Origin of the sequence: Nostoc sp. EspVER01 (assembly GCF_034530635.1) — a bacterium.
Lineage (GTDB): Bacteria > Cyanobacteriota > Cyanobacteriia > Cyanobacteriales > Nostocaceae > Nostoc.
In genome coordinates this window covers 481,194-501,748 of sequence record NZ_JAVRCS010000001.1, presented here as the reverse complement: position 1 = coordinate 501,748, position 20,555 = coordinate 481,194, and the positions used below count along the sequence as shown (strand labels likewise).

Genomic DNA, 20,555 nt, shown 5'->3' with positions numbered 1-20,555 from the left:
AAAATTATTCAATGTATTATCTGCTTGATATCTAGTATTATTAAATGAGAGACGAAAGGTTTTTGATTACATCTTTTAAAAATAATATGTTGGCTCAATACTGCTCGGTTAAGGATTTTTAACTCGGAATTGGGTTTGGGGTAAAGGTTAAAGGGTAAAGGTTAAAGGTTTTTTCTTTCCCCTTTTCCCCTTAACCGACAAGTATTGTATGTTGGCTTAGATTGATAGAAAGTTATCTAAGTCTGTTCTAGGTTTGAAAATAATTACTAATAATGATTAATGGTTGATTAACAAATATTCTAGAGAAATTAATCATGGTTTTTGATTCACGTTCTTACAAAACCCTTGGCGGTGTAAGTGTTTCTCGCTCCATTACTGAAGTTAAGATGGACACTGCTCTCGATGATATTCTGTTCCATTTAAATTCTCAGCGCGGAGGGTTGCTAAGGAGTAGCTATGAATATCCTGGCAGATATAAAAGATGGGCAATCGGATTTGTCAATCCACCGTTGGAGTTGACTACACAGGGTAATGCTTTCACTTTGATAGCGTTGAATGAACGCGGTCAAGTACTTTTGCCATTCCTTTTAGAGAGACTATCTCTGTCAGAACAACTTGAGAATGTCACCCAAGAAAATAACATTGCTCTAGGCTTTATTAAACCTTCAGAAAAATTATTTACTGAAGAAGAACGTAGTAAACAGCCTTCATCATTTACAGTTGTTAGGGAAATTCTATATACTTTCTCTAGTCAAGAAGACGAGCATTTAGGCTTGTATGGGGCGTTTGGTTATGACTTAGTTTTTCAGTTTGAACCAATTACCCAACATCTAAAACGTCCTACAGATCAGCGCGATTTAGTGCTTTATCTGCCAGATGAATTGATTGTTGTTGACTATTATCAGCAACGTGCATTTCGTCTACAATATGATTTTAAAACAGCGCGCGGCAATACAAAGAATCTTCCTAGAACAGGTGAGTCTGTAGATTATCGTGGCAAACATCTTTTACCGAATCAAACGGCTGACCATAAAGTAGGCGAATATGCGAAAAAAGTTGAGGTTGCACTCGATTATTTCCGCAGAGGCGATTTATTTGAAGTTGTTCCTAGCCAAAACTTTTTTGAAGGCTATGAAGACGAACCCAGCAAATTATTTGAAACTTTAAAAGATATAAATCCTAGTCCTTATGGGTTTATTTTTAATTTAGGTGGCGAATATCTGATTGGTGCATCTCCAGAAATGTTTGTGCGGGTTGAAGGTAGGCGGGTAGAAACTTGTCCCATTAGTGGCACTATTAGCCGGGGACAAGATGCTCTTGACGATGCGGTGCAAATTCGTCAGTTACTCAACTCTCACAAAGATGAAGCTGAGTTGACCATGTGTACTGATGTCGATCGCAATGACAAATCCCGAATCTGCGAACCTGGTTCAGTACAAGTGATTGGTCGTCGCCAAATTGAATTATACAGCCATCTGATACATACAGTAGATCATGTTGAAGGGACACTGCGATCGCAATTCGATGCTTTAGATGCCTTTCTTTCGCATACATGGGCAGTTACAGTCACCGGCGCACCCAAAAGAGCAGCAATAAATTTTATTGAACAGCACGAAAAGAGCGCCCGACGTTGGTATGGTGGAGCAGTCGGCTATTTAAATTTCAATGGGAATTTAAATACTGGCTTAATTCTGCGGACAATTCGATTAAAAGATTGCATCGCTGAAGTGCGAGTCGGGGCTACTGTCCTTTATGATTCCATACCACAGTTAGAAGAACAAGAAACAATTACTAAAGCTGCTGCTTTATTTGAAACGATTCGCCGTGTAAAGCAAACAAGTCAGAAAATTGATGAGTCCAGTTCTCTAAAATTAACGAAACTCCTCCCAAGTGCGGCAGCCGGCAAACGTATCTTATTAATAGACTACGAAGACTCATTTGTTCATACCCTAGCCAATTACATTCGCCAAACTGGTGCAAGCGTTACTACACTGCGTCATGGTTTCTCAGAATCGCTATTCGATACAGAACGCCCTGACTTAGTTGTATTATCTCCTGGCCCTGGTAGACCCAGTGATTTTGGGGTTTCACAGACTGTTGGCGCCCTTCTGCATCGCCAAATTCCGATTTTCGGAGTTTGTCTGGGATTGCAAGGCATCGTTGAAGCTTTTGATGGCGAGTTGGGAGTTCTCAACTATCCTCAACATGGTAAATCTTCACGGATTTTCGTCACTGATTCCAATTCTGTCACCTTCAAAAACTTACCGGAATCCTTTGCAGTCGGTAGATATCACTCATTGTTTGCCCTACCGCAAAGTTTGCCAAAAGAACTCAAAGTAACAGCGATTTCTGATGACGACGTAATTATGGGCATTGAACATCAAACACTTCCCATCGCCGCCGTTCAGTTTCATCCAGAATCAATCATGACTTTAAGTGGAAAAGTCGGTTTGGAAATAATTAAAAATGTGGTGCGTGCATATACGCAATCATTAGTTAGGAGTTAGGAGTTGAGAATATGGAATTTGGAGAACTGAAACTTCTTAACTCAAAAACTCATATATAACTCAATACGGTTCAGTTAAGGCTAAAACTCTTTATCAAAGTCAATTTTTTTAACGAACCGCAGAGGCACAGAGGAAACAGAGAGAGGAAAACAATGCTTAACTGAACCGTATTGAAATATAACTCCTAACTCTTAACTCCTAACTCCTAACTTCTAACCTCCCCACTCCCCCTAGCATTTTATGACTAACCAAGTTGCTCCTTCCCGCCATATTCTTGAAGAAATTGTGTCGCATAAAAGGCAAGAAGTTGCACAAATGCAGCAAGAATTGCCTTTAGGCTCATTGCGACAACAGTTAAATGCAGCCCCGACTGTGCGAAATTTCTTGACTGCTTTGCAAGAAAACCCCAACCAACCTAGCTTAATTGCTGAAGTAAAAAAGGCATCACCTAGCCGTGGGATTATCCGCGCAGATTTTGACCCAGTTGCTATTGCTCAAGCTTATGAACGAGGTGGTGCAGCTTGTTTATCAGTCCTCACCGATTGTAAGTTTTTTCAGGGCAGTTTTGATAATCTGCGAAAGGTGCGTCAACAAGTTGCATTACCTTTACTGTGCAAGGAGTTCATCATTGACCGCTATCAAATTTATTTAGCACGGACAGCAGGTGCAGATGCAGTATTGTTGATTGCAGCTATTTTATCAGATCGAGAACTCCAAGATTTTTTGCAAGTAATTCACGATTTGGGCATGACTGCGCTAGTAGAAGTCCATACCTTGGCTGAACTAGATCGAGTGCTAAAGCTTGATAATCTAAGTTTAGTAGGAATCAACAATCGCAATTTAGAAGATTTTACCCTTGATTTAGGAACAACACAGCAACTTTTAGCAGAGCGTCAACAACAATTACAAAGCTTAGATATCACCGTCGTCAGCGAATCTGGACTGTATACACCTGCTGATTTATCTCTTATCGCTGAGGCTGGTGCGCGTGCGGTTTTGATTGGAGAGTCTTTAGTTAAACAAAGCGATGTAGAACAAGCTGTACGTGATATTTTGAGCTTTTCTTAAATCTGTTACCTAATTACTAAGGGACTTCCAAATAAAAAAATATTCAATTATTGATTGTGGAGTGGGCAACATGAGCGCCCAGTTTGTATGGCGGGCAAGATGCCCACCCCACAAGAAGTGTAAATTATTCTAAAACTATTAAACAATCATTAACTATTTTTCAGCATGACTTCTATCTCCGATTCCTTTCAAACTTTACGCGATCGCCAACAGTGTGCTTTAATCCCTTTTATCACAGCAGGCGATCCTAACTTAGAAACTACTGCCGAAGCTTTACGCATCTTAGATCGCAACGGTGCTGACTTTATCGAGTTAGGCATACCCTACTCCGATCCTCTCGCAGATGGGCCTGTGATTCAAGCAGCAGCAACCCGCGCTTTGCAAAAAGGCACGAAATTAGAGCAAGTGCTAGAGATGTTACACGTAGTCATTCCTAGCCTAAAAGCGCCGATAATTTTATTTACTTACTACAATCCCATTTTGCACCGGGGTATTAAGTCGTTTTTGGCGCAAATTGCCGTTGCTGGGGTGCAAGGGTTGGTAGTACCAGACTTACCCTTAGAAGAAGCAGAAGAATTAATCCAAACTGCTGCCTCTTTTGGAATTGAGGTAATTTTACTCGTAGCTCCTACCAGTTCTCAAGATAGAATTGTTGCGATCGCTCGTCAATCTCAAGGTTTTATCTATCTAGTTAGCGTAACAGGAGTTACAGGTATCCGCGCTCAAATCCAAAACCGCGTAGAGCATTTAATTACCGAGTTGCGAAGCGTCACCGATAAACCCATCGGCGTTGGTTTTGGCATCTCTGCACCAGAACAGGCACATCAAGTCATGGAATGGGGAGCAGACGCAGTAATTGTTGGTAGCGCCTTTGTGAAACGGTTAGCTGAAGGTAGCCCAACAGAAGGATTGCAAGCCGTGGAAGAATTTTGTCGAGAACTTAAAACAGCCATTACAGAAAGTCGGCGCAAAAGTCCATCTCTTCAAGAGGTGAGATAAATCCATCCGCAGACTTAGGGGTATACACGCGCCCCTCTGCCCCCCTGCCCCTCTGCCCTCTGCTTCGATTAAGATAATGAAATCCCTGCTGAAATCTGTCAAAATATTAATTTATAGCGTACTTTTAGTTACCACCTCTGCGCTTACAGTCTTTGCCCACGATCGCCTTGACCACAGACAATACAAATACCATTGGAATCATAATCTTCCAGGGCAATACGCTCATTTAGCCGTAAGAAAGAACGTAACTGACCTGACACCAGCAGAGAAAACAGCCTTCGTCAAGGCTATCAAAACCTTAAAAACTGTCATACCAGCAGGTAGCAAGCTCAGTATTTACGACCAATTCGTTGCCATACACATAGGGGCAACACGCTTAATTCATAACCATAAAGGACATTCCGATGGTTCCGTCCAAGAACTTGCTCATGAAAATGCCGCATTTTTCCCTTGGCATCGAGAATATATCCGCAGATTTGAACAAGCTTTGCAAGCAGTAGACCCAACTGTTACTCTGCCATACTGGGATTGGACAGATGCCAAAGCACTTGATGTAATTTTTAATGATGACTTTCTTGGTTCTAACGGTCAAGGAGTAACCATTAAAGTTCCAAATCAGGGAAACTTTACAGGCGGCGCTGTACCTGGGGCTTTTTCAGCTGCAAATGGCTGGGTTATGAATCCGACATTAAATATTGACCCAGAAACCCAAACCTCATTAGGTACATCACTTGTACGTTTTCTAAGATTACCTCCAGCCAGTGATTATCCAGTGCCCAAAAAAGATGTTGAGCGTGTCCTGAGTCTTAATAACTATTCTCTATTTCGCCCTGCTTTGGAAGGATTTATCTCTGTAGATGAGCGAGGTAAAGTCACTCCAGGAGGATTTATACACAACTACATTCATGGTTTAGTTGGTGGGGTGCAGATAGATGCAAGCACAAGACCCGTAAAGTTTAAGGGCTTGGGTACTATGAGCAATATCCCAAGTTCGCCTTATGACCCAGTGTTTTGGTTGCATCATGCAAACGCAGACCGCCTCTGGGCTGAATGGCAAGAAAACGGTCATCAAGGTAGCGATTTCTATCCTGCTAATGGTCAGGCTTACGGACACAATCTTAAAGACCTAATGTGGCCTTGGGATGGCGGTATGTCTACCCCCAAAGCTACGCCGTTAGGAGATTTATTATCCCTATTACCAAATTTTGACTCTAGCGATTTGGTGCGCCCTATAGACGTTTTGAATCACAGAAATCTGGGCTATATCTACAAAACCCCTGAAAAGGAAACGCGAAGAGAATTTTATCAGAAGAATTCAGAACTCAGGAGTCAGAATTCAGGATGAATTTGAGTCCGACACTTCGGCATGGTTCGACTCTGCTCACCAGCCGCTCTGTTACCAAAGTAAAAAATATTTAAACGTAAAAGGATTTTAAGCAGTGGTAAGCATACAAGACATCAAGATTGCAACTCAACAACCAGATTCTTTGGGTAGATTTGGCAGATTTGGCGGTAAATACGTCCCAGAAACCTTAATGCCTGCATTAAGTGAATTAGAAGCAGCATTTCATCAATATCGCAACGAGCCAAGTTTCCAAGCAGAATTGCAAAACTTACTGCGAGATTATGTAGGACGGCCCAGCCCATTATATTTTGCGGAACGCCTCACAACAAACTACGCTAGACCAGATGGCACGGGGCCGCAAATTTATTTAAAGCGCGAAGACTTAAATCATACAGGCGCTCACAAAATTAATAATGCGTTGGCTCAGGTGTTACTCGCTAAACGTATGGGTAAGCAACGGGTGATTGCCGAGACAGGTGCAGGACAACACGGCGTAGCGACTGCAACCGTATGTGCTAGGTTTGGTTTGAAATGTGTGATTTACATGGGCGTTCACGATATGGAACGCCAAGCCCTGAACGTGTTTCGGATGAAATTAATGGGGGCAGAAGTTAGTCCAGTGGAGGCAGGTACAGGAACTCTCAAGGATGCAACTTCGGAAGCAATTCGAGATTGGGTGACAAACGTGGAAACAACTCATTACATCCTCGGTTCCGTTGCCGGGCCTCATCCCTACCCGATGATTGTCCGTGACTTCCACGCAGTAATTGGTATCGAAACTCGCGCTCAATCGCAGGAGAAATGGGGAGGATTACCAGATATTCTACTGGCTTGCGTGGGTGGAGGTTCCAACGCGATCGGCTTATTCAATGAGTTTATGCATGAACCTTCAGTGCGTTTAATTGGAGTGGAAGCTGCGGGTGAAGGTGTAGATACAGAAAAACACGCTGCTACCTTGACAAAAGGAAAAATAGGTGTATTGCACGGTGCAATGAGCTATTTACTGCAAGATGATGATGGTCAAGTCATCGAAGCCCATTCAATTAGTGCCGGATTAGATTATCCTGGCGTTGGCCCTGAGCATAGTTATTTAAAGGATCTTGGCCGCGCCGAATATTACAGTGTTACCGATAAACAGGCATTAGACGCATTTCAAAGGCTTTCGCAACTAGAAGGGATTATTCCAGCCTTAGAAACTGCTCATGCGATCGCATATTTAGAAACCCTTTGTCCTCAATTAAAAGGCAGTCCTCGCATCGTCATTAATTGCTCCGGTAGAGGTGATAAAGATGTACAAACTGTTGCCAAAGTCCTAATTCCTTAATTTTTTTGTCATTTGTCATTTGTCCTTCGTGAATCACTAATGCCCCATGCCCAATAAATATGATAGCTGTAACTAAAACTCCACTTGACAACATCCCCGCCACTCCTGAATTCTACAACTGGCCAGCTTTATTACAACAGTTGTTAAATCGGCAATCGTTGACGGTTCCCCAAGCTGCGGATTTGATGCAAGGTTGGCTCACAGATACCATTCCCGATGTTCTATCAGGAGCGATTTTAGCCGCAATTCAAGCCAAAGGCGTCTCCGCTGAAGAATTAGTTGGTATGGCTAGCGTATTGCAATCGCAATCTTCTCAGACGCCATTAATCGCGTCTCTACATACTCCCTTAATTGACACCTGTGGAACTGGTGGAGATGGTGCTTCAACTTTTAATATCTCGACTGCTGTCGCCTTTGTTGCCGCCGCCGCCGGGGTAAAGGTTGCCAAACATGGCAATCGTTCGGCATCTAGTAAGACTGGTTCGGCGGATGTGCTGGAAGCTTTGGGTATAAATCTCAACGCCACTCCTGAAAAAGTGCAAGCCGTAGTGGGTGAAATCGGAATCACCTTTTTGTTTGCTCCCGGCTGGCATCCTGCACTAAAGGCGATCGCTACTTTGCGAAAAACTTTGAAGGTGCGGACTGTTTTTAACTTGCTCGGCCCGCTAGTAAATCCCATGCGACCGACGGGACAAATTATTGGTGTCAACGACCCGCTTTTACTGGAAGAGATTGTGCAAGCCTTATCCCAACTGGGATGTCAGCAAGCGATCGCCCTCCACGGCCGGGAACGTTTAGATGAAGCTGGTTTAGCAGATGTCACCGACTTGGCTGTACTCCAAGATAAAAAAGTCCGCTCTTTGACGCTCAATCCTCAAGAACTTGGTTTAAGTTTTGCACCCACTGCGGCGTTGCACGGTGGAGATGTCCAAGAAAATGCCGAAATCTTGAAAGCAGTTTTGCAAGGTAAAGGCACTCAAGCGCAACAAGATGTAGTCGCTTTAAATACAGCCTTAGCCCTGCAAGTTGGTGAAGCCATTCATGGGGAAACTGATGTTTTAGCAGGTTGTGTTAAAGGTATTGTCCTTGCCAAAGAAATTCTGCAAAGCGGCGCGGCTTGGACAAAATTAGAACAACTTGCGGAATTTTTACACGATTCGCCAAGGTAAGAACGGACTGTATTACACCCAAAAACTATACGGAAGGAAGAATAGATGATTATCATACTTAAAAGCGGTACACCTGTTGAGGAAATTACTCGCATTAGCCAAGAACTGAGTGACACTTGGAAAGTCACCGTAGAAAAAAGTGTTGGCACTCATAAAGTTGTACTGGGGCTAATTGGTGATACCACTAGCATCGATAAATTACAGGTTCAGGAGTTCAGCCCTTGGATTGAGCAAGTATTACGAGTGCAACAACCTTTCAAGCGGGTAAGTCGAGAATTCCGACATGGAGAAGCCAGCGAAGTTGTTGTACCGACACCTAACGGTCGTGTCTATTTCGGCGAACATCATCCGATTGTAGTGGTAGCCGGGCCTTGTTCTGTTGAAAATGAAGCGATGATTGTCGAAACAGCAAAGCGCGTAAAGGCAGCTGGGGCACAGTTTTTGCGTGGCGGAGCCTACAAACCCCGTACTTCACCCTATGCGTTTCAAGGTTATGGTGAAAGCGCTTTAGATTTGTTAGCAGCAGCGCGGGAAGCTACTGGTTTGGGTATTGTCACAGAACTGATGGATGCTGCCGATTTATCAGCAGTGGCGAGGGTAGCTGACATAATCCAAATCGGAGCGCGAAATATGCACAACTTTTCGCTGCTAAAAAAGGTAGGCGCTCAAGATAAACCTGTGCTGCTGAAGCGGGGTATGTCTGCAACAATTGACGAGTGGTTGATGGCGGCAGAATATATTTTGGCATCTGGAAATCCCAATGTGATTCTTTGTGAGCGAGGAATTAGAACCTTTGATGGTAAATATGCGCGGAATACTTTAGATTTATCAGTGCTGCCAGTGTTGCGATCGCTGACCCATTTACCAATTATGATCGATCCCAGTCATGGTACTGGTAGGTCTGAATATGTGCCATCGATGGCAATGGCTGCGATCGCAGCTGGTACAGATGCCTTAATGATTGAAGTTCACCCCAATCCCGCAAAAGCTTTATCTGATGGGCCCCAATCTCTCACCCCTGAGAAATTTGACCGCTTGGTTCAAGAAATGTCAATTCTAGGTAAAGTAGTCGATCGCTGGTCTACACCTGCATTTGATAAGATTGGTGAAAGCCGCATTCTCTCCACGCCAGAACTCTTAAATAAGTAGGTCACAAAAGGTAAAATCGTCAAAGTTTTTGTGATTGCTTTGTTACACTCCGTTTCACTCGCAATGACATACTTGTAAATTTTCCCGCCCACCTACTTAGACGTAATCTTGACTGATCTTTGCAAATGGCTAAACCTGATTAGCAGATTTTTTAGAATAAAGAATCTGCTAATCAGTTTTTCTTAAAAAGAGTATAGGCGATCGCGACTAAATTTTCGCCTCATATCATGTCTGCCAAATTACCCATAATAAAATAACCCCACCCCCAACCCCCTCCCCGCCTGCGGGGAGGGGAGACAAAGCACAGCTTTGGCGGGGTGGGGTTCTTCGGGTTTAATAAGCAATCAAGCGGACATGATATCACGTGGGAATCTTCCTCTTTGCAAATGAACTGAGTATAACCCTGCACGTATGCAGGGAGGAAGAAGTTTATCTACACTAAGAAGACACCCCCAAGATCGTTCTCCCCTGCGTAGTCTGTATTAAAGAAATTTAGGTTATTGCTACTTCCAAAGTCTTGAATAATAACTTGAGACAAATTGGCCGCATATATTATCAGTTCAGGAGATGAGGTTCCAACATTTGCAACAGATTTAGCCTCGAACTTTAACTCTATATCACCATTTATGACAATAGTTTCCGACGAGTTGTAGTCTGTTATTATGGCATCTCCAGCAGGATTGTTGTAGAAGTTGTCGTAACCGTTGCCAGCCACATATATATCAACTCCTCCGCCTCCTGTTAAAACATCTCTGCCTGTTTCATTATAATTACCTATGCCTATTAGGATATCATTTCCATTACCACCAAGCAGCGTGTCGTTTCCCGCACCTCCTACGATAAGGTCGCTAGAATTAGTACCTTGCAGACGATTATTGAACTGTGTGCCCGTTATCTCAGTATCGTATTGAAAGACTGCTAGAGGATCATTGGGATCAGAATAACGAATTCGATAGTTAGCCATTTTACACCTCTTCAACAAAAGGGACTAAGCTAATCGTGATTCAAAATTCCGGCTTGAGTGCCATAGGATTAGAGGATGTCTGAAAAGTTTTTTTGTATACATCTAGCCCTTGGAGATCCCCCTAAATCCCCCTTAAAAAGGGGGACTTTAAGACTCTTATTCCCCCTTTTTTAAGGGGGGTTAGGAGGGATCAAGAAATATTTGATACTTTTCAGACATCCTCTTAGGGTTTAGCGCACAGTTAGTACAATTTGAAGGCAGATTAGCTTTATTTGTTAAAAAGTATAGTGAAAAAAAATGCAGTTGAGCAAAATGCAACAGAAATTTACTGCTAGGCTTCAGGAAACTTTACGGGGCGAAATGATTGATAGGTTAAGCGAAATACTTCAATAATTTCTTTTAAAGTGTGACCATCTGCATCTCCTATTTCAATAGACGCTCCAAACAGAACGACCCAAATTCATTAACAACATAAAAACAGTAAAAATTTTTTCAAACATCCTCTAAACTCGACTTTATCCATTTTTGGGCAACACTCAATCTGACGCTGAAACCTTTGTGGGGCAGTAGTTTTACTTTTTTGATTTCACCGAGAATCAGTAACATCGAAAAAGCTTTTGCCAAAAAGCTAGAATTTTTGCCGTATCAAGAGAACCAAGCTCTTCATTTTGGATAAAGTCGAGCTAAGGGCGTTTCTTAATTAATCGTCTTATATCCCGACACCAAACTGAGTATAGTTATGGTGCGGAGCTGACGACGTAAAAGCTAAATAAGAATGAAAAGCCAGATATCGAACTACCTCTTTTTTTGAAGTTCGTGCATACTTCTAACAACCTTTGTGACTAAATTTCTGGGCGTAAATCTGACGCTTTCAGTTAATATCTTATTTCTCATCCCAGGAATAACAACAGTTTTGTTTTTCATTAAGCCCCGATAACCAATCCTAGCGACGGTTTCTGTATCCATCATTCTGTTAACATTAGCAATCTTGGAATCTTCCATTGCAGCATTTTGTTGGAATTCCGATGCTGTTGGCCCTGGACAAAGAACAGTCACGCTGACACCTGTACCCTCTAATTCATTCGCGATCGCTTCTGAAAATGATAAAACATAAGCTTTAGTAGCAAAATAAACTGCCATTAAAGGGCCTGGTTGAAAAGCTGCTGCTGAGGCCACATTTAATATTTTTCCATAGTTTTGCTCAACCATATCTTTGAGGAACAACTTCGTTAAATGAGTCAGGCTGACCATATTTACCTGAAGCATTTTTAATTCAGTGCTGAGGTCTGTTTCGCTAAAGGCTCCATAAGTACCAAAGCCAGCATTGTTAACTAGCACATCAATCTTGATGGATGCTTGCTGTAATTCTGTGAAAATTTCTTCTGGGGATGTTGGGATAGATAAATCCTTAACAAAAATTTTGACGGAAATGCCAAACTTTTGGGGAAATTCATCTATAATTTCAGTAAGTTTTGATTCATTCTTATCTACTAATACAAGATTATAACTATGACGGGCAAAAATCTGGGTTAATTGATAGCCTATACCACTAGCCGCTCCTGTAATTAAAGCAGTTCTTTTTTGCCGAATTCCGTATGTTTGATTCATGTTAAAAAATGGCGAATTGGAGTTAATTAATTTAACAAAAAGAATTCAGAAGTCAGGAGCCAGAAAGGGCTAAACGCCCCGCTACCGCTAACAGAATTTAATTTAAATTCTTTTAAACTTCCCGCTAATTTATTCTGACTTCTGGATTCTTATTTAACGTTTATAAATTTAGCTACAGCAATATATAATGTTTGCCGTAGCTATTTTTATAGTGAAAAAATGATGCTATCCACCTGAAATGAGTATGCTTCAATCCAGGATATTAAACGCAAATATAAAAATCTGTATCTATATAAACAAGAGCAAGAATATTTAATCTCGTCGTTAGAATTCAGCACCCAAGAGTCATAATTTAGCAAGAATCTAGTATACTTAGTATATTTATTATCAAATATTCTCCTGATTCTTTAACTATTCTGACTTCTGTTAGCGGTAGCGGGGCGTTTAGCCCATTCTGACTCCTGAATTCTTAAATATCATCAATGACACAACCTAATTCCGTTGCTATAAGTGACGTGCAAGCAGCACAAAAGCGAATTTTAGGGATTGCCCACCACACACCTGTACTAACATCTAGAATCGTTAACGATCGCACCAATAGCCAAGTGTTTTTTAAGTGCGAAAACTTTCAACGCACGGGGGCATTTAAATTTAGAGGTGCGTACAATGCCTTAGCGCAACTATCGCTAGCACAAAAACAAACAGGCGTTATCACCTATTCATCAGGAAATCATGCCCAAGCAATCGCTTTAGCTGGACAATTACTAAATATTCCCATCACTATTGTCATGCCTGATGATGCACCCATTGTCAAACAAACTGCGACTCGTGGTTATGGTGCAGAGATAATTTTGTACAATCGCCAAGAAACAAACCGAGAAGAATTAGCCCAAAATTTAGCGGATAATCGCTCTCTCATACTCATTCCTCCTTACGATCATCCCCATGTCGTCGCCGGACAAGGGACAACTGCTTTAGAACTAATCCAAGAAGTTGGTGAGTTGGACTTACTATTAGTCTGTTGTGGCGGTGGCGGATTACTTTCAGGATGTGCGATCGCAGCCAAGTCACTTTTACCCAATTGTAAAGTCATCGGGGTAGAACCAGTCCTTGGCGATGATGCTACCCGCTCCTTTCACACCAAAACCTTACAAACAGTCAAAAATCCTAATACTATCGCTGATGGTGCGCGGACTCCTAGCCTTGGTCAAATTACTTTTCCCTTAGTGCTGCATTACGTCGATGATATGGTTACGGTATCGGAAGAGGCGATTCTTCGCACTATGTTTTTCTTGTGGGAGCGTCTGAAAATTGTAGTTGAACCTACTGGGGTATTAGCTGCTGCTGCTTTACTCGAAGGCGTGGTGACAGCACCAGAAGCGAGAATTGGTGTGATCATCAGTGGTGGGAATGTAGATTTAGGGCAAGTTGGTAAATTCTTTTCTGTGGGATTGAATTGAAAAGTTAAATTCCCAATTGCCCATTAGATTAATCTTCTGAGCTATAAATCCTAAAAGGGACGACTACCTGCAAGGCTAACCCGCTTTAATACTCGTCGCTCATTTGGATCAAATGCTTGACGGTAATGCAAGGTAGCTTGATTATCCCAGTAGACAATATCACCTACAGACCATTTGTGTTGGTAGTAGAACTTGGGTTGAGTTAAATGTTGCCTCAACTGTTCAATCAATTTAGATCCTTCTTCCGGTTCTAACCCGACAATTTCCACTTCTGTAGCAGCATCTAAGTAAAGATGCTTCTTACCACTTTCTGGATGTGTCCTAACTAAAGGATGGGGAAAGATTGGACTGATTAAAGCAATAGTTTTGTCTAAACGATACAAAGAGCGGGGTGCATTCCGATCTCGCAAAAATGGGTTATAGGTAATTAACTGCAAATCTGCAATCCGTTCTTTGGTGGCTTCATCTAATGCCTCATAGGCTAAATTGGTATTTAACCAATAAGTATCTCCACCATGAGTTGGTATTTCCAACGCATAAAGAAGCGAACCACTAGATGGGGTCGGAGTCCATTTGTGATCGGAATGGAAAGTTAATTCTCCAGTACCAGTATAGCCACCATCGACATTGGAAATTGGAATTACTACCGGAGTTTCTCCTGGTTTAGAAGCCAACACTGGAGTTTCATCAGATGGTACAAAGAGTGCGCCAAAGTATAGAGAAAAGTTTAAAAGTTGTTCATCGGAGAGCTTTTGGTCTTTGAAGATTAAGATGTGGCGATGTCTGGCGACAAGCCGCTTCGCGTCTACGCGCAAAGCTTCTTTAAGTTGTAAGATAACTTCAGGTGCGATCGGTTGACTAGCATCCAGATCGGTAACTATGGCTCCCAAAGGGGCATCAATAGACCTAACTTTAACCTTTGTCAAAGTCGAGATTGGCATAATATTCTCCTGTGTTTTAGTTTATTCAGAGGTGTTAACTACTTATTCGCTAACACCTCTGAGGGAGTAATTTTGGCGTACTCTTCAGGTGTTAAAAACCCTTCTCTAACATTCACTTTCTTGGGGATAAGTCCTAAGCTGTACCACTTATCTGCAACTTCCTGTTGCTTAGTAATAGTTTTATCAGTGATTGGTAGCAGCCCATAGTCATATTTCTTATGCATGATTTCTAGAGTCGGTGGATCTAACTGAGTTACAGTAGCAAGCAGTTGTGCTACTTCTTTGGGATGATCCTTCGTCCATATTTCTGCCTTTTCTAGTTCCTCTAAAAACACTTTGATTACATCAGGATGAGCCTGATAAAATTGGCGCGAAGTTGAGTAAAAATTACCAGTATCCCGCAACTTACCACCATCTGCTAAAACACGAGCGATTTTATTTTGTACATTTCTAGTAGCGAATGGCTCCCAGATATACCAAGCATCCACCTTGTTTTGACTGAATGCCGCATTTGCATCTGGCGGCGCTAGAAAAACTGATTGGACATCGCTCAGTTTTAGTCCTGCGTCTTCTAAAGCCTTAACTAATAAATAGTGACCGATAGAGGCTTTCTGAAAAGCCACTTTTTTTCCCTTCAAATCAGTAACACTTTTAATCGGAGAGTTTACGGGAACTAAAAGTGAAATTGCTTTACCACTAGGGCGTGTAGTAGCTAGATAAACAAGAGGCGCTCCTGCTGCTTGTGAAAATACAGGAGGCGATTCGGCTGTAGATGCAATATCTAGTCCATTTGCATTCAAGGCTTCTAGCTGTTGTGGCCCAGCGGCAAACTCAGCCCACTGTACTTTAAAACCCAGAGGCTCTAATCGCTTTTCCAAAGCACCCTGTTTTTCTAAAACTGCTAAAGCAGAAAGTTGTTTTGAACGTACAATCCGTACTACTTGCTTATCAGTTGACTTTTCTGTAGTGCCAGATGAAGCAGTAGACTCAGGGGAAGTTGTTGACTGCTGAGTGTTATTTTTGGCTTCACCACAACTCGATAAGACTGTCGATAGCATTAAGCAGTAGCCCAGAGCAAATAACAAGGAACGGCGTGTTGTTCTCTGGCTTTTCCTGAATTCAAACTTTCCTTTTAAAGCTGGCATGGGTTGTTATTTTTATTTCTCGATCGGTGGTTAAAACGATTATGATGAATTGCGAATCAAAGAATCCAAATAACTCTTCCTTTCCCCTCATACCTCTCAAAAGAAGAGAGGGGAGCTTAGTTACTCCTAAATTCTGTTAGCGCAGCGGGGCGTAGCCCACTCTCACTTCTTTTTTAATATAGGACTTACGCAAGAAACCTCTGAAACTCTCATTCCTCCGTGAACTCTGCGTCCTCTGTGGTTCGATTTTCTGTTACCCGTGCGTAAGTCCTGTAATAAATAAAAATAATTTCTGGGAATGTCTAAAATAGAAAAGAGAGTGGGTATTACCCACCCTATAACGACTCGAGGAACTGAGAATTTAAGAGTTGAGAGGGAAAAATTTAGGAAGTGGAGTGAGAAGGGCCCACTCCAGGGTCGTGCTAGTGGAAGATTGAAATTTGTGGCGTTTTGATTCTGAATTATTCTTCAATCATGTTCAATTTTTCTAGTGCTTCCAAGCGACTAAAATTGTAGCTTTGAGTTCTTCTGTAAAATGTCCAGACGGCTCAACTGCTAGTAGTGCTTCTCTAAGATCCTTTTCAAATGCTGGGGCGTTATCACCATAGAAAATTTTCAGAGAGAAGGCTGTAGTGTATAAATAGCCGAGATAGCTATCGACAGTCCAAGATTTTTCAAATGGCACTTCATAGGTTTCTTGACGAGCAAAAGCCGAATTACCAATTACGACTTCATGGGGAGGATCGACTGGCTTACGAGTGCCTTGTCCTCGTTGTCCAGTTCGGCGTTCTTCACCTAACCATTTTTTCACTACTCCAACAGCAGCTTGTTTCCAAAGTAAATTACTTTCCCAAGGGTTATCACCAGTGTTAAGCAGTGCTAATGCACCATCATCAGTAAGCAATTCATAAAGGCGCTCAAGCACTAATTCGCGTTCCATCCAGTGGAAGGCTCTACCAATAGTGGTTAACTTAAATTTCCCTAAACTAGAGTCGATTAACTCTGCTCCTTGTTCTAACCAAGTAATATTATTTGCTCCAACTGCTGCTGCTTGCCGTTTAGCTTCTGCAATCATTTCTGGATCGGGATCGATCGCCACAACTTCCTCAAATTGAGTTCGTAAGGGAATTGAAATTAATCCTGGGCCAGTACCTAAATCCAGGAGTCGTCCTTGACCATTGAGATTAAATATTTCGGCTAGTTTGTCAAATATAATCGGTGGGTATTTGGTTCTATATTGAGCGTAGCCTTCAGCAGCTCCCTCAAATAAACTTGGGTCGTAGGTGGGAAGTGTTTTTAGTTGAGTCATATCAATTTTGGATTTTGGTAAGGGATTTCCAAGAAATAAATTATCCAAATAAACGAACCACAGAGGCGCAGAGAACGCAGAGGGAGGAGAACATAGAGAGGATCTTTGCGTCGGTTTTAGGATATATTTTTTAAACTCCATTTCTCCGTGTCCTCTGCGCCTCTGCGGTTCGTTATTTAAGAGAAATGTAGAGTGGGCAAGGCCCACGCTACAAGTGAACAGAGGAAATGGAACATGGAACGTTGTAAAGATGGGCATTGGTCATTGGGCATGGGGCATAGTAATTCTTTTCCTATTCCCCATTCCCTATTCCCTATTTCCCAGCCAAATATTCGTTTGCGGCTTTCTCAACACCTGTACCTTTGAAGAAGTCTTGATTGAGACTGGTGTACAACTCCAAGGGATGGATTGAGAGGAAGTAACGGAGGTCTTCTTCGGTAATGATTTCGCGTTCTGCCATTGAGTAGGCGTTGGCTGTAACGGCGGTGATATCAGGCACATCCCAGTGACCGGAATCTGAACCCAAGAAGGCTTTAACTCTATCGCCAAAGGGATTAGCTGCACGATTAAAGGCTTGGCTTACACGGGTATCGTCTGATTCCGTACCGAAGTAGAAATGATTCAAGAAGCGATCGCGCACATCTTCTGGCTTCTCAATTCCTGCTAGTTCAAATTCGTCGAGTTCGCCTGGATCTTCTGGAGCTAATAGTTGATGGTGGAATCCTAAACCATCACCAATTTTATCTAAGCGTCCATCTACGAGATCGCCACCGTAGCGAGTATATAACTTTACTAATGCTTCCTTATCGATAATGGCAGGATTGTTATTTGACAACAAATGTTGTTTATTGCGGGTTTCCCAGTGCCAAATAATATCGGCGTATAGACTAGCACCCCAAGCTGAACCACCTTCTAAAAAGGCAAATTTTAATTGTGGGAAGCGGCGAGTAACTCCACCAAAGAACAGCGATTTGCATAATGCTTCTGCTGCAAAGGCAAAGTGATTAATGTGATTATACTGGGCATTGGTGACGGAACGCTGAGTTGTCCAACCTTGGCTAGAAGCGTGAGTTGTGGGTACAACTTTCAGTTCTTGGCACTTAGCCCAGAATGGATCGTAATCATATTGGCTATCTAAGCCAAAGTTATCAATCCAAACTACTTCGTTAGCGACTTCTTTGCCGTATTTTTCAAAGGCAGGAATTGGACGACGAACATAACCTGGGATTTGAATTGCTTTGAGTCCCAGAACATTTACCGCATATTCCAACTCTTCAATCCCTTCTTCGGGAGTATGCAGGGGAATGGCGGCGATGGGTGTTAAGCGATCGCTATAAGGGCGGAAAATATCAGCATGGTAGGTGTTAACTGCCCGACAAACAGCCCGCCGCATTTCTTCGTTGCCGATATTCGGAGCCATCGTTGCCAAGTTGGGGTACACAACGGCAAAGTCTGTACCTGCTTCTTGCAAGCGTTCGTGTAGCAACTTGGGTAAGCTAATGGTAGCCAGATTCAAAGTATTTTTTGTGGGACGACCCCACCAGTTAGGGCGATTGGTACGATAAGCAAAACGTTCTTCCCAAGTTTGTTTATACCACTTAAAACGGGAAGATCCTGGTAAATTCTCTTTGAAACGTTCGACAAGTTCAGTTCCACCAACTTGTTCTAAATAATCCAAGACTGCTGGTTCAAATTCTTGGGTATGTACATCGGTGTCAATGATTGGATAACCAAGTTTTTCCCGAATTTGAGCAGACCTGGTTTTTTGTGGGCGGTCTAAAGCGATCGTCATGATAATTTACCCTAAATTATTCAAATTGTTTATGGGCATTGACAAAGAAGCAGAATCAATCCTTTGTAGAGACGGCGATTTATCGCGTCTCTTTCCCAGCCAAAAATTCATCTGCTGTTTTCTCCACAGCTGTACCTTTGAAGAAGTCACGATTCAGGCTGGTGTACAACTCCAAGGGATGAATTGACAGGAAATATTGCAAATCTTCTTCGCTGATAATCTTGCGTTCTACCATTGAATAGGTATTAGCTGCGATCGCAGTAATATCAGGTACATCCCAATGACCAGAATCGGAACCTAAGAAGGCTTTAACGCGATCGCCATAAGGGTTAGCTTTGCGGTTAAAAGCTTGAGCTACACGGGTATCATCCGATTCTGTACCGAAGTAAAAGTGATTCAAGAAGCGATCGCGGATATCTTCTGGCTTGGTAACTCCGGCAACAGCGAATTCATCTAAATCACCTGGTTCTAGGGGAGATAATAACTCAGCGTGGAAACCTAAACCACTACCTAGTTGATCCAAACGACCATGTACTAATTCGCCGCCGTAACGGGTATATAGTTCTAACAGTTCTTCGCGATCGATATTGGCGGGATTGTTATTTTCCACCAAATGGTCTTTATTGCGAGTATCCCAATGCCAAATCAAATCAGCGTACAAACTAGCACCCCAAGCTGCACCTCCTTCTAAGAAGGCAAACTTGAGTGTGGGGAAGCGGTGAGTTACACCACCAAAGAACAGAGATTTACACAGTGCTTCTCCAGCCGATGCAAAGTGACCAATATGGTTATATTGGTAATTGCTAATGGAACGCCGATTGATCCACCCCATACCGGAAGAGTGGGTGGTGGGTACAACTTTCAGTTCTACACATTTCGCCCAAAAGGGATCGTAATCATATTTACTATCCAAGCCAAAGGTATCAATCCAGATGGCTTCGTTGGCTACTTCTTCGCCATACTTCTCGAAGGCGGGAATCGGGCGGCGGATATGTCCGGGGATTTGAATGGCTTTGAGTCCCAGTACTTTCACCGCGTATTCCAATTCTGCGATCGCCTCTTCGGGCGTATGCATGGGAATTGCCGCAATGGGCGTTAAGCGATCGCTATAAGGACGAAAAATATCAGCGTGGTAAGTGTTAGCCGCACGGCAAACAGCCCGCCGCATTTCTTCATTGCCGATGTGTGGCGCCATCGTTGCCAAGTTGGGGTACACAACGGCAAAGTCTGTACCAGCTTCTTGTAAGCGTTCGTGCAACAACTTTGGCAAACTAACGGTAGCTAAATTTAGGGGATCGTTAGTGGGACGAGTCCAGAAAGGAGGGCGGGCGGTGCGGTAAGTGCGGCGTTCATCCCAAGATTGCTTAAACCATTTAGAGCGAGATGCACCGGGTAAGTGTTCTTGAAAACGCTCTGCGATCGCAGTTCCAGCAACTTGCTCTAAATAGTCCAAGAATGCTGGGGGAAACTCTTGGGTATGCACATCAGTATCAATGATGGGATAACCCAGCTTTTCCCGAATTTGAGCAGACTTAGTTTTTCTGGGACGGTCTAATGCAATAGTCATAGGTTCTACCTTATTTTTCAATTAGATTGGGTAGATAGTCAATGCTGATTCAGAAGTTTGTTTACTTTCTTCTCAACAGCAATTCTTTTGAAGAAGTTGGAATTTTCCTTTACATCTAATGTGGCGTGCTTAGTAAAGACAAAATCTCCAAAATCAGTTTCACTGATAACTTCCTTCTCCATAAATTTTCTCTGCGTTCTCTGCGCCT

15 protein-coding genes are annotated in these 20,555 nt (G+C 42.5%); 8 read left to right on the top strand and 7 right to left on the bottom strand.

The genetic code is table 11. The annotated features are described in order from the left end of the window. Positions 1–314 precede the first annotated feature (314 nt). From RMX69_RS01960 to aroF, 7 genes are all read left to right on the top strand, one after another. Positions 315–2,507 carry an anthranilate synthase gene (locus RMX69_RS01960; RefSeq protein WP_322636331.1) on the top strand — a complete coding sequence of 731 codons (2,193 nt, stop codon included), beginning with the start codon at positions 315–317 and terminating at the stop codon, positions 2,505–2,507. 240 nt (positions 2,508–2,747) lie between these two features. Continuing rightward, positions 2,748–3,575 (top strand): indole-3-glycerol phosphate synthase TrpC, encoded by an 828-nt coding sequence (gene trpC / locus RMX69_RS01955; RefSeq protein ID WP_322636329.1) that lies wholly within the window; start codon positions 2,748–2,750, stop codon positions 3,573–3,575. 165 nt (positions 3,576–3,740) lie between these two features. After that, positions 3,741–4,574: a tryptophan synthase subunit alpha gene (gene trpA / locus RMX69_RS01950; RefSeq protein WP_322636327.1), complete on the top strand. Its 834-nt coding sequence runs from the start codon at positions 3,741–3,743 to the stop codon at positions 4,572–4,574. Positions 4,575–4,650: 76 nt separating this feature from the next. After that, positions 4,651–5,919 (top strand): tyrosinase family protein, encoded by a 1,269-nt coding sequence (locus RMX69_RS01945; protein WP_322636326.1) that lies wholly within the window; start codon positions 4,651–4,653, stop codon positions 5,917–5,919. Between the two features lie 94 nt (positions 5,920–6,013). Beyond that, a complete protein-coding gene (gene trpB / locus RMX69_RS01940) occupies positions 6,014–7,243 on the top strand; it encodes a tryptophan synthase subunit beta (RefSeq protein ID WP_322636325.1) in 1,230 nt (409 codons plus the stop codon). A gap of 59 nt (positions 7,244–7,302) precedes the next feature. After that, a complete protein-coding gene (trpD, locus tag RMX69_RS01935; RefSeq protein WP_322636324.1) occupies positions 7,303–8,412 on the top strand; it encodes an anthranilate phosphoribosyltransferase in 1,110 nt (369 codons plus the stop codon). Between the two features lie 45 nt (positions 8,413–8,457). Beyond that, the gene (aroF, locus tag RMX69_RS01930; RefSeq protein WP_322636323.1) at positions 8,458–9,561 is read left to right on the top strand and encodes a 3-deoxy-7-phosphoheptulonate synthase; all 1,104 of its coding nucleotides are present in this window, start codon (positions 8,458–8,460) and stop codon (positions 9,559–9,561) included. Positions 9,562–9,994: 433 nt separating this feature from the next. Here the strand turns inward: aroF and RMX69_RS01925 are convergent, their stop codons facing one another. Together RMX69_RS01925 and RMX69_RS01920 are read right to left on the bottom strand one after the other, a co-directional pair. Beyond that, positions 9,995–10,525: a hypothetical protein gene (locus tag RMX69_RS01925; protein WP_322636322.1), complete on the bottom strand. Its 531-nt coding sequence runs from the start codon at positions 10,523–10,525 to the stop codon at positions 9,995–9,997. Positions 10,526–11,320: 795 nt separating this feature from the next. Then, a complete protein-coding gene (locus tag RMX69_RS01920; protein WP_322636321.1) occupies positions 11,321–12,133 on the bottom strand; it encodes an SDR family oxidoreductase in 813 nt (270 codons plus the stop codon). A 482-nt stretch (positions 12,134–12,615) separates the two neighbouring features. On the opposite strand from RMX69_RS01920, the gene RMX69_RS01915 reads away from it, so the two are divergent. Next, positions 12,616–13,593, top strand: a complete 978-nt coding sequence (locus tag RMX69_RS01915; RefSeq protein ID WP_322636320.1) for a threo-3-hydroxy-L-aspartate ammonia-lyase — start codon at positions 12,616–12,618, stop codon at positions 13,591–13,593. Between the two features lie 50 nt (positions 13,594–13,643). Here the strand turns inward: RMX69_RS01915 and RMX69_RS01910 are convergent, their stop codons facing one another. From RMX69_RS01910 to RMX69_RS01890, 5 genes are all read right to left on the bottom strand, one after another. After that, positions 13,644–14,534 carry a TauD/TfdA family dioxygenase gene (locus RMX69_RS01910; RefSeq protein ID WP_322636319.1) on the bottom strand — a complete coding sequence of 297 codons (891 nt, stop codon included), beginning with the start codon at positions 14,532–14,534 and terminating at the stop codon, positions 13,644–13,646. Positions 14,535–14,572: 38 nt separating this feature from the next. Next, positions 14,573–15,679 carry an aliphatic sulfonate ABC transporter substrate-binding protein gene (locus tag RMX69_RS01905; RefSeq protein ID WP_289799646.1) on the bottom strand — a complete coding sequence of 369 codons (1,107 nt, stop codon included), beginning with the start codon at positions 15,677–15,679 and terminating at the stop codon, positions 14,573–14,575. A gap of 487 nt (positions 15,680–16,166) precedes the next feature. Then, positions 16,167–16,988 (bottom strand): class I SAM-dependent methyltransferase, encoded by an 822-nt coding sequence (locus RMX69_RS01900; RefSeq protein WP_322636318.1) that lies wholly within the window; start codon positions 16,986–16,988, stop codon positions 16,167–16,169. Between the two features lie 313 nt (positions 16,989–17,301). Then, a complete protein-coding gene (locus tag RMX69_RS01895) occupies positions 17,302–18,780 on the bottom strand; it encodes an amidohydrolase family protein (protein WP_322636317.1) in 1,479 nt (492 codons plus the stop codon). A 79-nt stretch (positions 18,781–18,859) separates the two neighbouring features. Further along, complete coding sequence (locus RMX69_RS01890) at positions 18,860–20,347, bottom strand: amidohydrolase family protein (protein WP_322636315.1); 1,488 nt, start codon at positions 20,345–20,347, stop codon at positions 18,860–18,862. Between the last annotated feature and the right edge of the window lie 208 nt (positions 20,348–20,555).

Bases quoted from the DNA above. Each gene is read 5' to 3' on its own strand.
- RMX69_RS01960 (WP_322636331.1), top strand. From the start codon at position 315: ATGGTTTTTGATTCACGTTCTTACAAAACCCTTGGCGGTGTAAGTGTT.
- trpC (WP_322636329.1), top strand. From the start codon at position 2,748: ATGACTAACCAAGTTGCTCCTTCCCGCCATATTCTTGAAGAAATTGTG.
- trpA (WP_322636327.1), top strand. From the start codon at position 3,741: ATGACTTCTATCTCCGATTCCTTTCAAACTTTACGCGATCGCCAACAG.
- RMX69_RS01945 (WP_322636326.1), top strand. From the start codon at position 4,651: ATGAAATCCCTGCTGAAATCTGTCAAAATATTAATTTATAGCGTACTT.
- trpD (WP_322636324.1), top strand. From the start codon at position 7,303: ATGATAGCTGTAACTAAAACTCCACTTGACAACATCCCCGCCACTCCT.
- aroF (WP_322636323.1), top strand. From the start codon at position 8,458: ATGATTATCATACTTAAAAGCGGTACACCTGTTGAGGAAATTACTCGC.
- RMX69_RS01925 (WP_322636322.1), bottom strand. From the start codon at position 10,525: ATGGCTAACTATCGAATTCGTTATTCTGATCCCAATGATCCTCTAGCA.
- RMX69_RS01920 (WP_322636321.1), bottom strand. From the start codon at position 12,133: ATGAATCAAACATACGGAATTCGGCAAAAAAGAACTGCTTTAATTACA.
- RMX69_RS01915 (WP_322636320.1), top strand. From the start codon at position 12,616: ATGACACAACCTAATTCCGTTGCTATAAGTGACGTGCAAGCAGCACAA.
- RMX69_RS01910 (WP_322636319.1), bottom strand. From the start codon at position 14,534: ATGCCAATCTCGACTTTGACAAAGGTTAAAGTTAGGTCTATTGATGCC.
- RMX69_RS01905 (WP_289799646.1), bottom strand. From the start codon at position 15,679: ATGCCAGCTTTAAAAGGAAAGTTTGAATTCAGGAAAAGCCAGAGAACA.
- RMX69_RS01900 (WP_322636318.1), bottom strand. From the start codon at position 16,988: ATGACTCAACTAAAAACACTTCCCACCTACGACCCAAGTTTATTTGAG.
- RMX69_RS01895 (WP_322636317.1), bottom strand. From the start codon at position 18,780: ATGACGATCGCTTTAGACCGCCCACAAAAAACCAGGTCTGCTCAAATT.
- RMX69_RS01890 (WP_322636315.1), bottom strand. From the start codon at position 20,347: ATGACTATTGCATTAGACCGTCCCAGAAAAACTAAGTCTGCTCAAATT.